This window comes from Variovorax sp. 10N432, from assembly GCF_056394465.1.
Map to the genome: position 1 here is coordinate 234396 of NZ_JBFTHX010000003.1, position 12713 is coordinate 247108.

Below are 12713 nucleotides of genomic sequence, written 5' to 3' on the forward strand. Positions count from 1 at the left end.
TCCTGAGGCTCGTGAAACGGATCAGATGCTCGCGGCCAGCCGCGTGCCCTGGTCGATGGCGCGCTTGGCGTCGAGTTCGGTGGCCACGTCGGCGCCGCCGATCAGGTGCACGCGCAAGCCCTGCGCCTGCAGTTCCTGGTAGAGCTCGCGCTGCGGCTCCTGCCCGGCGCAGATCACCACGTGGTCGGCGGCGATCAGGCGGTCCTGGCCGTCGACCGTGATGTGCAGGCCGGCATCGTCGATGCGCCGGTAGCCGACGCCGGGCGTCATCGACACGCGCCTGGCCTTGAGCGAGGTCCGGTGGATCCAGCCGGTGGTCTTGCCGAGCTGGTCGCCGACCTTGCTCTCCTTGCGCTGCAGCAGCGCGACCTTGCGCGGCGCCTGCGCCATCCGCGGGGCGCGCAGGCCGCCGGGCTCGGCGTAGGCGGTGTCGACGCCCCACTCGGCGTAGAACTTCTCGGGCGCCATGCTCGGGCTTTCGCCTTCGTGCAGCAGGAACTCGCTGACGTCGAAGCCGATGCCGCCGGCGCCGACCACCGCCACGCTGTCGCCCACTTCCCTGCCGTCGCGCAGCACGTCGAGGTAGCCGAGCACCTTCGGATGGTCGATGCCCTCGATCGCCGGCACCCGCGGCACGATGCCGGTGGCCAGCACGATGTCGTCGAAGCCGCCGTTCTTCAGCGCCTCCGCCCCGACCCGCGTGTTCAATCGCAATTGCACCCCGCGAAGTTCGATCTGGCGCCGGAAGTAGCGCAGCGTCTCGTTGAACTCCTCCTTGCCGGGCACCTTCCTGGCGATGTTGAACTGGCCGCCGATCTCGCCCGCGGATTCGAACAGCGTCACCGCGTGGCCCCGCTCGGCGGCGGTCACCGCGAAACTCAGGCCGGCCGGCCCGGCGCCGACGACGGCGATGCGCCTGGGCTGGGGCGTCGCATCGATCCGCAGTTCGGTCTCGTGGCAGGCACGCGGGTTGACCAGGCACGAGGTGATCTTGCCCGCGAAGGTGTGATCGAGGCAGGCCTGGTTGCAGCCGATGCAGGTGTTGATCTCGTCGCCGCGGCCCTCGCGCGCCTTGCGCACGAAGAAGGCATCGGCGAGCAGCGGCCGGGCCATCGAGACCATGTCGCAGCAGCCTTCGGCCAGCAGACGCTCGGCGACTTCGGGCGTGTTGATGCGGTTGGTCGCCACCAGCGGGATGCCGACCTTGCCCATCAGCCGCTGGGTGACCCAGGCGTAGGCGCCGCGCGGCACCTTGGTGGCGATCGTCGGGATGCGCGCCTCGTGCCAGCCGATGCCGGTGTTGATGATGGTGGCGCCGGCCCGCTCGATCGCCTGGGCCAGTTCGATGACTTCGGCCAGCGTCGAGCCGCCCTCGACCAGGTCGAGCATCGAGAGCCGGTAGACGATGATGAAGCGCTCGCCGACCCGTTCGCGCACCCGGCGCACGATCTCCACCGGAAAGCGCATCCGCCGGGCGTAGTCGCCGCCCCATTCGTCGTCGCGGTGGTTGGTGCGGGCCGCGATGAACTCGTTGATCAGGTAGCCCTCGGAGCCCATGATCTCGACGCCGTCGTAGCCCGCGTGCCGCGCGAGTGCGGCGCACTGCACGAAGTCCTCGATCGTCTGTTCGACCTCCTCGCTGCTCAATGGATGCGGCACGAAGGGGTTGATGGGCGCCTGCAGCGCACTCGGCGCCACCAGCGAAGGCTGGTACGAATAGCGGCCGAAGTGCAGGATCTGCATCGCGATCCGGCCGCCTTCGGCATGCACCGCCTGCGTGATGAGGCGGTGGCGATCGGCCTCCTGCTCGGTGGCGAGCACCGCGCCGTGCTTCATCGGGCGGCCGCGCTCGTTGGGCGAGATGCCGCCGGTCACGATCAGGCCGACCTCGCCGCGCGCGCGCTCGGCATAGAAGGCCGCCATGCGCTCGAAGCCCTGCGGGGCTTCTTCGAGGCCGACGTGCATCGAGCCCATGAGCACGCGGTTCTTGAGCGAGGTGAAGCCCAGCTCCATCGGCTTCATCAGGTGGGGGTAGTGGTTCATCGGGGTCTCATGTCTATGCAACGGGTTGCATAAATATGCCCGAGTTCGCTCGTTCATGCAACTGGTTGCATTTACAATCGCGCTCGATGTCATTGCCCCACGCCTTGTTGACCGCGCTGGTCGAGCGGCCCGGATCCGGGTCCGAACTCGCGGGCCGCTTCGACCGGTCCATCGCCTATTTCTGGCAGGCCACGCACCAGCAGATCTACCGTGAGCTCGCGCGGCTCGAAGATTCGGGCTGGGTGCAGTCGTTACCGGCCGAGCAGGGCAGGGGCCGCAAGCGCACCTACAAGATCCTTCCCGCCGGGCGCAAGGAACTGAAGCGCTGGGTGCTCGAGATCGAAGACCCCACGCCCTTGCGCGACACCTTGATGGTCCGCCTGCGCGCCGACGCCGCACTGGGGGCGACCGGACTCGACAAGGAGATCGTCCGGCGGCTGGCGATCCATCGGCGCAATCTCTCGGTCTATCGCGAGATCGAAGCACGTGATTTCGCCGACACCGCGGACTCGCGCCAGAGGCAGGTGCAGCACCTGGTGCTGCAGGCCGGAATCTTGCTGGAGAGCATGTGGGTCGAGTGGTCGAAGAACGCCTTGAAGGTGCTCGGCAGGTAGGCGGAATCGGCCCGGGCGGCACAGGGACTAAGCTATGGCTCCTTTCTCAATCACAGGGTAGTAGTGCCTATGACGACATACGCTCAGATTCAAAAGAAGATCGCATTGCTTCAGCGCCAGGCCGACAGTCTGCGCGACAAGGAGGTCGCCGGCGTGATCGATCGGATCAAGGTCGCGATCTCCCACTACGGATTGACTGCGCAGCAATTGGGCTTCGGCGGCGGCTCGGGTGCCAGCCCCAAGGCGGCGCGGGGCAGCAGGAAGTCGAGTGCGACGGGGACCCGCTACAGCGACGGTGCCGGCCGCGACTGGTCGGGACGCGGCCCCCGTCCCCGCTGGCTGCGCGAGGCACTGGCGGCCGGCCGCGCCCTCGATGACTTCCGGGTCTCGGGCGCGCCCGCAAAAGCCGCGCCACCTGCCGGGAAGGCGGCCCGCGCGCAGCGCCGCCCGTCGACCGTGGTCTACCGCGACGATGCCGGCCATTCGTGGACCGGCCGGGGTCCGCAGCCCCGTTGGCTCAAGGAAGCGCTGGCCCAAGGCAAGACCCTGAGCGACCTGGCCGGCTGACCGGACGGCGTTCCGGGGACGCGGGGGTGGCACTTGTCGCGCGAAAGGCGACAGAGTCCTGAACGGTTCCGTGCATTTGTGCGCAAATCACGGTATACAGCGAGTTGTAACTCTTTCGGCTTCATTGAGGTCGTTTCACAATCGCTTCAATCCCGCTCGCCCCGCCCCATGAAAGCTACGCCCTTCCTCGGAACATTGCATCGACTCCGCAGTCGCCTTCGGCTCCTGTTCGGCCGGCGCCGGACGGTGCGTTCGGCGCCGCGCGTGGTGGCGTCGGCCGCACCGCGGCTGCGGCCCGAGACGCCGATGCCGACACCGCCGAGGACGGTGGCCTCCCGGCCGATGCCGATCGCGTCCGATGCGTCGATGCCGGTGCGCGAGGCGCCGAAGCCGGTCGACGTGCCGGCGGTTGTCATGCCCGTCGTCCCCGCTCCGGTGCCTGCCGTGGCTGCGGCGCCGATCGTGGCCAAGGCAGCCGAAGCGCAGTCGCCGGCCAAGACCATGCGTTCGCTCGAGGAGGTCCGCGCCGACCTCGCCCGGCTGCGCGAGAGTGCCAAGGAGCGGCATGCGCGGGCGCCGGTTGCGCCCCGCCGCGACATCAGCTTCGAGCCGACCGATTTCATGGATTTCGCCAAGCCGGAGCCGGCACCCGAGCGGGACGAGTCTTTCGAGCAGACGGCGTTCCTCGACTTCACGACCTTGAAGCCGCGCGTCGAGCGCTGAGTCCGGCGGCTGGCTAGCCGGCGGGCCGGACCGGCGTGTCTCTCTGCCGCGCCGGCGGTGGCCGCGACGATCCCCGGTCGTCGACGACCGGGACCCGTCCGCGAACCGGATCCTGCAGGTAGCGTGAATCCACCCAGCCCCGGTGACGCCGCGTGACCACCTGGCACCAGCGCCAACTGGCGATGCAGCCCGTCACCCGGACCGAGGTGCGTGCGGGCAGCACCGTCATGACTTCGAAGAAGCGATCGGGCCCGGTGCGCATGTTGACTGCGCGCGTGGTCGAAGTGCTCAGCGCGAGCGCCGACAGCGGCAGCAGCAGCAGTGCCGCCAGGACGAAGCGCTTGGCCTGCGGCGCCGCCACCGGCCTCACCAGCCCATCTGCTGCTGCCTGCCGCCCCTGATGTTGCCGGCCACGCCGCCGGCGAGGCCGCCGATGGCGGCACCGGTCCAGGCGTCGCCGCCCGAGATGGCCGCGATGCCGGCGCCGCCCGCCGCGCCGATCGCCGCCCCGCTCATGGTTCCCTGTTGCTGCGGCGTCATGTCGGTGCAGCCTGCCATCAGCGCGATCGCCGAGACGATCGCCATCCAGTGAAGTCGTTTCATGTCGCTCTCCGTTACTTGTTCTTCTGCAGGCCGGGCAGGGCCATCTCGAACCAGAGGGTGTCGAGCACCGGCCGCTTCAGCTTGGTCGGGTTGGCCGCATACCAGCGGTCGAGGCCTTCGCGCACGCTGTCGAGCGTCTGGCCCTGCATGCCCCTGGCGAGGCGCGGCACGAAGTTCTGCGCATCGGTCGGCGGGTTGGCGGCGAAGTACGCGGTCTGGACCTGCACCAGGTTGGCGATGCCGACCAGGTAGGCTTTCTTGACGGCCTCGCTCGAGGCGGTCCATTGCTCGCCGGTGACCAGCGGCAGATCGGCGGCGCGGGCGGGCAAGGCCGCCATCGCCAATGACATGCAGGTGGCGGCCAGCGTCGCACGCAGCCGAAGTTTCAGTGTCATCGCGTTCTCCTCAAGTGGACGTTGGATGCGGGTCGGCGTCGATATTGCGCTGGGGTTTCGACGCCTGTCAAACACATCGAAGAAGGGTCGCCGAGGCGATCAGTCGCCGGTGCGCCGGGCGCGCACGTGCAGCGACATCGGCGCCACGCGGGTGTCTTCGATCACGGGATGGTTCGCATGCGGGCCCGTGCCGGCCGTGGGCTCGCCCAGCTTCTCGACGACCAGCCCGGCCGCGGCAAGAAGGTCGAACCACTGGCTCAGCGTGCGGTGGAAGATCGGCGTTCGAAAGGGCGCGACCTCGTGGCGTTCCTTGCCTGTGAGCGTCGAGAACCACCAGCAGTCCACGCGTCCCTCGGTCGATTCGAAGTAGTCGCCGATCTCGATCGCGCGCGCCTTGCCCTTGCGATTGCGCAGCACCCTGCGGCGCGGCGGCACGAAGCACGGATGCAGGATGGAGAACTGCACGAAGCCACCGGGCTGCAGTACGCGGCGAATCTCCCGCAGTGCGCGTCCCGGGTCCGGCATGTCCATCAGGGACATGAAGGCGGTGACGAATTCGAAGGCGCCATCGTCGAACGGCAGCTGCATCGCGTCGCCGATGGCGTAGTCGATGCCGAGCGGGTCGCAGGCTTCGCTGGCCTGCGCGTAGCGCACGAAGGTGGGTGCGATGTCGACGGCCGACATCTTCGCGCCGAGCCCGGCAAGCTGCCGCGTGTTGGCGCCTTCGCCGCAACCGACGTCCAGGCCGCGCAGGCCGGCGATCGGCGGCAGCAGCGCGAGAAAGGCGGGCGTGTTGAGGAGGTCGCGGAAGACGTCGACGCCGAGCCGGGCCTGTCGAGCCCACGCATCGGCGTTGTCTTCCCAAAGCCTGGCCACATCCGTGGCCGCCAGTTCGCGCACCTTGCGCCGTCGCTGCGAAGTCTCCTGCATGACATCATTGGGGCGTCTCGGGATGAGATCGTCGTCCCCTATCGAGGGGAGTCGAGCCGTCGCTGCACGGCCTGACTAAGATGCCGGTCCGAACCCTCGAATGTCATGGAAAAGCGAAATGACGAAGCCATTCACCCGTGCTCTGACCTCGACGGCGGTGCTCGCCGCGGGCGTGGCCTGCGGGGCGCAGCCGCTGGCCGCCGCGCCCCCGACCATCGAGGGTCCGACCTGGCGCCTCACCGACCTGCGCGGCATCGATGCCGCGGCGCTGCCGAGCGGTCCGGGCTCGGTCACGGCCCGCTTCAAGGACGGCCGCGTCGATGGCTTCTCGGGCTGCAACCGCTACTTCGGCAGCTATGCCTTCAAGCAGGGCCGCCTCGTGATCGGACCGCTGGCCGGCTCCATGATGGCCTGCGATCCGGCGTCGATGGCGCTGGAGACGGCCGTGCACCGGGCGCTGGCGGGCGCGTTCCGGCCGGTGCGCACCGATGACCGGCTGAGCCTGCTCTCGGATCACGGAGAAGCCGTGCTGGCCTTCAAGGCCGAACCGGCGCCGGCGCTGGTCGGTCTGCGCTCGAACATCACCGGCTTCAACAACGGGCGGCAGGCGGTCGTGAGCCCGCTGGCCGGCACCACGCTGACGCTGGCCTTCGGCGATGGCGTCGTCAAGGGCTTCGGCGGTTGCAACAGCCTGCGCGCCAGCTACAGCGTCAACGGCGGCCAGGTCAGCGTCGGGCCGGTGGCCACCACGCGCAGGACCTGCCCCGGGGAGGGCGTGATGCAGCAGGAGCGCGAGTTCATCGCGGCACTCAGGTCGACCACGACCTGGGCCTTCAGCGGCGCCTTCCTCGACATGCATCGGCCGGACGGCGAGCGGACACTGATCGGGAGCCGCGAGTAGGCCCGAATGGACATCACCTGGCGGACTTGGCACCATGCCATGACCTGCAAATTCGCGGGTGGTTTTCAACACATGAAGGTTTGCATGAGAAAAATCGTTCCCCTGGTCGGTGCAGCTTTGATCCAACTGATCGCTGGCGCGGCAATGGCGCAGAGCAGCGGCGAAGTCGATCCCGCTCAAGGCAAGGCGCCGCCGGCGGCGAAGACGACGCCGGCGGAGCGCTCCGAAGCACGCACCGAGCGGCGCGCGAGCGGTGGCCAGGCCGCGCGCGGCCCGCAGATGGGCGAGGCCCAGGCCAATCCCCTGACCGCGCCCTCGCACCCGCGCGCCGAGCGCCAGGCCGCCACCGCCAAGCGCCGCTCCGCGAATGCGGCGGCCAACAAGGAAGGCACGTTCTCGCGCGGCGGCAACGCCGACGCGCCGGAACGCCAGAAGCCCTGAGCAATCAGCCGCGCGCGCGCAGCCGCATCCGAAGACCTACCGGGGTCATCGTGAAGGCGAGATGCTCGCGCGCCGGCTGGCCGTCGGGCGTCTCGACACTGGTGATGTCGAAGCAGTTCAGCAGCTGCGCCATGGCCATCTTCATTTCGAGCAGTGCGAGGTAGCGGCCCGGGCACATGCGGGGTCCGGCACCGAAGGGCATCGAGATGCGCTTCGCATTGCCGGCCACGGCGGCGGCCGGCCCCTCGGCGAGCCAGCGCTCCGGCTCGAAGGCCGAAGCGCTCGACAGGTGGGCGTCGCTGACGCTGTCGACGCGCATCAGGTTGATCACCACCGTGCCGGTCGGCACCTGCACGTCGCCGACCCGGGTGTCGCGCTCGGCCTGCAAGGCGAGGATCGGCGCCACCGGCTTGAGGCGCATCGTCTCGTGCGCGCAGGCCTCGACGTAATCGAGCTGCGCGAGCTGGTCGAAGCTCGGGCAGCGCGTGTCGCCAAGCAGGCCGCGCACCTCGTCGGTGGCGCGCTTCAGCGCCGCCGGATGGCGCCACAGCAGGTCGATCATCCAGGCGATGGTGTTGGCGGTCGTGTCCTCGCCGGCCAGCAGCATCGTGAACACGTTGCCCGCCACCTGCAGGTCGGTGATGCCGCTGCCGGGCTGGTCGGCGGCCGCGATCATCGCTTCGAGCAGGTTGGTCGGGTGGGTGCGCAGCGCCGGGTCGGCCGCCATCCGGCCGCGCGCGTCGGCGATGAACTGCGCCACCGCCTCGTTGACCGCCTCCACGCCGTGCTTGAGCTCGCGGTCGGCCCGGCTGGGCAGCAGGCGCCAGGTCGGCAGCGGCGCCAGCATGCGGCGCACGAGGGCCGGGAAGATCTTGTCGAGGTGCTGCTGGATCACGTCGCCGTCGGACTCCAGCGTGTTGACCTCGGCGCCGAACGCGAGCCCGGCGATCGTGTCGACGGTGTAGCGCATCAGGTCAGGCTGGAGGTCGATCGCGTCGCCGCGTCGGGCGGCCGCCTGCCATCGGCCGACCAGCCGCTCGGCGACCTTCTGCAACGAGGGGAAATAGTGCCGCACGTGCGCCGGATCGAAGCTGGCCATCACCATGCGCCGCTGCCGCCGCCAGTCTTCGCCGTTGGCGCCGAAGACTCCCGGCTTCAGCCCCATCTCGCTGGCCACGGCCTCGAAGCGGGTGGTGCGCTTGAAGCCGTCGGGGCGGTCGCGCAGCGTGGTGGCCACCGCCTCGTGGTCGCCGACGATGAGCAGCCTGCGGCGCCCCATCCGAAGCTTGAAGAAGGGACCGAATTCGCGGCACCACTGCTCCAGCTGCTGGTGCATGCGCGAGGTGTCGATCTGCAGCAGGTTGCCGATCAGCGGGGCGCCGCGGGGTCCCGGCAGGTCGTCGATGTGGCGCAGGGCCGTGGTTTCCATCATGCTTTCCTTGTGAATCCGTCGGCGCTCCAGCGCTCGCTGCCGACGCCGTGGTGGACGAAGAAGAGGCCGTCGGGGTCGTAGCGTTCCTTGGCCGCGAGCAGCCGCGGATAGTTGCCGCCCCAGAAGGAACGCTGCCAGTCGGGCTCGAAGTAGTTGCTCTCCGACAGGTAGGAGCCGGGTTGCGGGACCAGCCGGCGCAGTTCGTCGAAAGCCCGGCCGATCGCCGCCGCCTGGCGCTGTGCCATCGCGGCGTCGGGCTCGTGCCCCGCGACGCCGGGAAAGGCCGGCGGCCCGTCGGCGCCGCCGATCGCAAGCGCGAAGGCGTCGAGCACGGCCGGGTTCATCGCGGTGTCGCGGGCGGCGGCCAGGGCCTCGGCCGGTGCGCCGGCCAGTCCCTTGTTGATGTGCAGCGACACCCCCCAGTGCCGGCTGGCGGCGAACAACGCGTCACACAGGGCGCTGCGCCGCTCCGGCTGCAGCAGCGCCGCCGGCAGCCAGGCCGACTGGTAGCCGTGCAGCACCTGGCCGGCCTGGCGCTGGTCGCCCGGCCAGAACACGTTGCCGTCCGGCGCGCCGGGCCGGTCGTCGGTGCTGATGAAGCCGAACATGCGCTTGAACAGCGTCGGGGACCAGAAATCGCGCGCCGAGGTCGAGACGATCCTGAGCGGCGAGTACTCGGTCTCGAAGGCCTCGGGCGCGGCGTCGACGGCATCGAGAAAGGGCTTCCAGACGGCCTGGGCCTCGGCGCGAGACAGGCCCTGGAACACCATCGCGACGCGCAGCGTGTTGTCGGGCCGCAGGCGGATCTGTTCGCCCCAGTGCGGGTTGTGCAGCGCGGCGGCATAGAAGTCGACGACCAGGCCGACCAGGCGGCGAAAGGCCGGCGCCGATGAAGCCTTGATCGTGAGGTTGACCGCACCGAATGATTCGGGGAGCGCATGCACCTTCAAGGTCAGGCGGGTGACCACGCCGAGGCTGCCGCCACCGCCGCCCTTGAGGCCCCAGAACAGCTCCGGCTCGCTGCAGGCGTTGGCGATCCGCACCTGGCCGTCGGCGGTGACCACCTCGGCCTCCAGCAGGCTGCCCGAGGCCAGGCCGTAGGCCTTCGAGAAGCTCCCGAAGCCCCCGCTCTGCACCAGACCGGCGACGCCGACCGTCATGCAGCCGCCGCCCTGCACGTAGCCGCCGCCGCGGGTGGTGACCGCGTCATAGACATGGGCCCAGACCGCGCCGGCGCCGACAGAGACGGCCCGCACCGGCGCCGCCCGGCCTTCGCAGCCCTTGCCGACGAAGGCGTCATGGAGCAGGACCTGTTTCATCCGGCGGGTCCAGACCAGCAGGGAATCGGGCGCGCTGGAGGTGCCTTGGTAGCTGTGGCCGCCGCCCTTGACCACCAGCCGCAGCCGATGGTCGCGCGCGAAGTCGATCGCGGCGGCAACGTCGGCGGTGCTGCGCGCGGCCACCGCGTGGACGCTCGGGCTGGAGGTCCAGGCGCCGACCCAGCCGAGGGTCTGCGTCAGGCCGATCTCGTCGCCGAGGAAATAGGGGTTGCGCACCGCCTTGAAGAACTGCATGCATGCCGGTCCGGCGGGTGCCTCGAGGCAGGGCGTGAACGGCGACTGCACCTTGACCAGCGCGTCGCCGCCCAACCGTTCGCCGAAGCGCTGCCATTGCGCGTCGCTCGGCCAGTCGGGGTCGCCCGGTCGCACCCGGCCGGCCGCGGCGGCCGCGCGTGCTGGCGCCAGCAGACCCCAGGGGGTGGCGAAAGGGGTCGCGGCGGCGAGTTGCACCAGACGTCTTCTGCGCATGGGGAATGCCTTGGTCGAGGACTGCATGGGTCGGGCGGGCTGAAGTATGCCGAACACGCGGTGCGACGTCTTGCCTTCAGCGGGACGCCGGTTCCGCGGCCAGGGCCACGTTCTCGAGCACCGCGTCGACCAGCGCCAGCGGGTCGCGGAAACCGGGGGAAGCCTTGAGCACGCCGTGCAGCCGCTGGTCGATGAGCAGCGTCGCGAGGCCATGCACATAGGCCCAGGCCGCGGTCACCCGCATCGCGTCCGACGCCGAGAGCGCGTCCGCGCCGGCGGAGGGCGCCTCGCCGATGGTCGGCGCCATCACCTGCATCGCGGCTTTCGCGGCCTGCGACAGCGAGGGCCGGCGCATGTCGATGATCTCGTTGCGGAACATCAGGCCGAACAGCGCGGGGTTGTCGTGCGCGAAGTGCACATAGGCATGGGCGATGGCGTGGCGGCGCTCGCGCCGGTCGGCGACGCCGTCCATGGCCGCCAGCATCGCGTCGCGCAGGCGCTGGAAGCCGACCGCCGCCAGATCGCTCAGCAAGCCCGTGGTGTCGCCGAAGTGGTGTCTGGGCGCAGTGTGCGACACCCCCGCCTCGCGCGCGATGGCCCGCAGGCCCAGGCCGGCGATGCCGTCCCGCACCAGTACCGTTTCGGCCGCCACCAGCAGGGTCAGCGGCAGTCCGCCGTGGTGGTAGGGCCTGGATTCTGGAACAGCGGGGGTGGAGGCGGTGGCCATGGAAACTGCGCAGCGGATGTCGAGGAAAATCTTAACACTGGAAAAATAGATTGACAGTGTGCATTCGCACATGCATATTTCCATTGGAAAGATAATCCCAGCGCCAGGAGATCCCGATGGACGAAGCCACCCCCCGCCGCGGCCCGCCTCCCAACATGATGCCGATCGACTTCGAGACCGAGCTCGCGTCGCTGCCGCTGCGGGGCGCCTTGCCGGCAGGCCTGCGCGGCACGCTGGTGCGCAACGGGCCCAATCCCGTGGTGCCGGATCCGCGCGCCCATTGGTTCACGGGCGACGGCATGCTGCATGCGTTCCACATCGACGAGGGCAGGGTCGGCTACCGCAACCGCTGGGTGCGCACCGGCCAGTGGGCGCTGGCGCGGCGCACCGGCTGCAACCCGACCGTCGGCCTGAAGATCGAGCTGCCCGAGGGCGAGGCACCGATCGCCGACGACGGCGCGGCCAACACGAACGTGATCGGCCATGCCGGACGCATGCTGGCGCTCGAAGAGGCACACCTGCCGATGGCGGTCGACCTCGCCACGCTCGAGACCCTGGGCCCCGACGATTTCGCGGGCGGGCTGAAGCACCGGGTCACGGCGCATCCCAAGACCGATCCGCACACCGGCGAGCTGCTGTTCTTCGGCTATGGCACGCCCGAGTCGCTCTCCAGCGGCATGAGCTTCGGCGTGATCTCGCGCGCGGGCGAGGTGATCCGGCGGGAGGAGTTCGAGGCGCCCTACGCCAGCATGGTGCACGACTTCGCGGTCAGCGCCGGCCATGTGCTGTTCCCCATCATGCCCTTGACCGCCAGCCGCGAGCGGGCGCAGTCCGGCCGCCCGCCTTTCGCCTGGGAGCCGGAGTACGGCACCCGCGTCGGCCTGATGCCGCGCGGCGGCAGCACGGCCGACATCGTCTGGTGGCACGGCCCGGCCTGCTACGTGTTCCACGTCATGAATGCCTGGGAGGCCGATGGCCGGGTGTTCGCCGACGTCATGCAGTTCGCCCGGCCGCCGCTGTTCCCGTGGCCCGACGGCTCGCCGGCCGGCGATGCGCGCGAGCCGGCGCGGCTGGTGCGCTGGCAGTTCGACCTCGCGCAGGCCAGCCGCGAGTTCAGCCAGACGGTGCTGGAAGAAATCCCGGGCGAGTTCCCGCGCATCGACGAACGCCGTGCCGGCCTGCCCTATCGCCACGGCTGGTTCGCCGGGCATGCGCCGGGCGCCGATGGCCTGCTGCGCATGCAGGCGCGCCTCGTCCACGTCGACCATGCCGCGCCGCGCCCCGACGTCTACACCTTCGAGCCGCCCGACCGCATGTCCGAGCCGGTGTTCGTGCCGCGCGGCGCGGATGCGGAAGAGGGCGATGGCTGGATCCTCGCCACCGTCTGGCGCGGGGCGACCCACACCAGCGACCTGGCGGTGTTCGATGCCCGCCACGTGGCGGCCGGGCCGCTGTGCATCGCGTCGCTCCCGCACCGGGTGCCGGACGGCTTCCACGGCAACTGGTTCGGGGCCGACTTCCCGCGCTGA

The 12713-nt window shown here is 70.0% G+C and carries 14 protein-coding genes; 6 read left to right on the top strand and 8 right to left on the bottom strand.

Features of this window, described 5'->3' with window-relative positions; all coding sequences use genetic code 11:
- Window positions 1-21 precede the first annotated feature (21 nt).
- Complete coding sequence (locus AC1DF3_RS05420; protein WP_286530315.1) at window positions 22-2043, bottom strand: NADPH-dependent 2,4-dienoyl-CoA reductase; 2022 nt, start codon at window positions 2041-2043, stop codon at window positions 22-24.
- 86 nt (window positions 2044-2129) lie between these two features.
- On the opposite strand from AC1DF3_RS05420, the gene AC1DF3_RS05425 reads away from it, so the two are divergent.
- From AC1DF3_RS05425 to AC1DF3_RS05435, 3 genes are all read left to right on the top strand, one after another.
- Entirely contained in the window at window positions 2130-2657 is a 528-nt protein-coding gene (locus tag AC1DF3_RS05425) for a PadR family transcriptional regulator (RefSeq protein ID WP_286530313.1), read from the top strand.
- A 69-nt stretch (window positions 2658-2726) separates the two neighbouring features.
- A complete protein-coding gene (locus tag AC1DF3_RS05430) occupies window positions 2727-3224 on the top strand; it encodes an H-NS family nucleoid-associated regulatory protein (protein WP_478139041.1) in 498 nt (165 codons plus the stop codon).
- A gap of 168 nt (window positions 3225-3392) precedes the next feature.
- Window positions 3393-3947 carry a hypothetical protein gene (locus AC1DF3_RS05435; RefSeq protein ID WP_478139042.1) on the top strand — a complete coding sequence of 185 codons (555 nt, stop codon included), beginning with the start codon at window positions 3393-3395 and terminating at the stop codon, window positions 3945-3947.
- Window positions 3948-3960: 13 nt separating this feature from the next.
- Here AC1DF3_RS05435 and AC1DF3_RS05440 read toward each other — a convergent pair whose 3' ends face one another.
- From AC1DF3_RS05440 to AC1DF3_RS05455, 4 genes are all read right to left on the bottom strand, one after another.
- Window positions 3961-4317 (bottom strand): SH3 domain-containing protein, encoded by a 357-nt coding sequence (locus tag AC1DF3_RS05440; RefSeq protein WP_286530306.1) that lies wholly within the window; start codon window positions 4315-4317, stop codon window positions 3961-3963.
- Window positions 4314-4550, bottom strand: a complete 237-nt coding sequence (locus AC1DF3_RS05445; protein ID WP_301807619.1) for a hypothetical protein — start codon at window positions 4548-4550, stop codon at window positions 4314-4316. The genes AC1DF3_RS05440 and AC1DF3_RS05445 overlap by 4 nt, the downstream gene beginning before the upstream one ends.
- An 11-nt stretch (window positions 4551-4561) precedes the next feature.
- Window positions 4562-4945, bottom strand: coding sequence for a hypothetical protein (locus tag AC1DF3_RS05450; RefSeq protein WP_286530304.1), 384 nt, complete (start codon window positions 4943-4945; stop codon window positions 4562-4564).
- A 99-nt stretch (window positions 4946-5044) separates the two neighbouring features.
- Window positions 5045-5875, bottom strand: a complete 831-nt coding sequence (locus AC1DF3_RS05455; RefSeq protein ID WP_286530303.1) for a class I SAM-dependent methyltransferase — start codon at window positions 5873-5875, stop codon at window positions 5045-5047.
- Window positions 5876-5993: 118 nt separating this feature from the next.
- Between AC1DF3_RS05455 and AC1DF3_RS05460 the strand changes: the two genes are divergently transcribed.
- Window positions 5994-6776: an META domain-containing protein gene (locus AC1DF3_RS05460; RefSeq protein WP_478139043.1), complete on the top strand. Its 783-nt coding sequence runs from the start codon at window positions 5994-5996 to the stop codon at window positions 6774-6776.
- Window positions 6777-6782: 6 nt separating this feature from the next.
- Window positions 6783-7217, top strand: a complete 435-nt coding sequence (locus AC1DF3_RS05465) for a hypothetical protein (protein ID WP_478139044.1) — start codon at window positions 6783-6785, stop codon at window positions 7215-7217.
- A gap of 4 nt (window positions 7218-7221) precedes the next feature.
- Here AC1DF3_RS05465 and AC1DF3_RS05470 read toward each other — a convergent pair whose 3' ends face one another.
- The 3 genes from AC1DF3_RS05470 to AC1DF3_RS05480 form a co-directional block, all read right to left on the bottom strand.
- The gene (locus AC1DF3_RS05470; protein ID WP_286530300.1) at window positions 7222-8646 is read right to left on the bottom strand and encodes a cytochrome P450; all 1425 of its coding nucleotides are present in this window, start codon (window positions 8644-8646) and stop codon (window positions 7222-7224) included.
- Window positions 8646-10457 carry an FAD-dependent oxidoreductase gene (locus AC1DF3_RS05475; RefSeq protein ID WP_478139045.1) on the bottom strand — a complete coding sequence of 604 codons (1812 nt, stop codon included), beginning with the start codon at window positions 10455-10457 and terminating at the stop codon, window positions 8646-8648. The genes AC1DF3_RS05470 and AC1DF3_RS05475 overlap by 1 nt, the downstream gene beginning before the upstream one ends.
- A 76-nt stretch (window positions 10458-10533) precedes the next feature.
- Window positions 10534-11184: a TetR/AcrR family transcriptional regulator gene (locus tag AC1DF3_RS05480; protein ID WP_478139046.1), complete on the bottom strand. Its 651-nt coding sequence runs from the start codon at window positions 11182-11184 to the stop codon at window positions 10534-10536.
- 116 nt (window positions 11185-11300) lie between these two features.
- Between AC1DF3_RS05480 and AC1DF3_RS05485 the strand changes: the two genes are divergently transcribed.
- Window positions 11301-12713, top strand: coding sequence for a carotenoid oxygenase family protein (locus AC1DF3_RS05485; RefSeq protein WP_478139047.1), 1413 nt, complete (start codon window positions 11301-11303; stop codon window positions 12711-12713).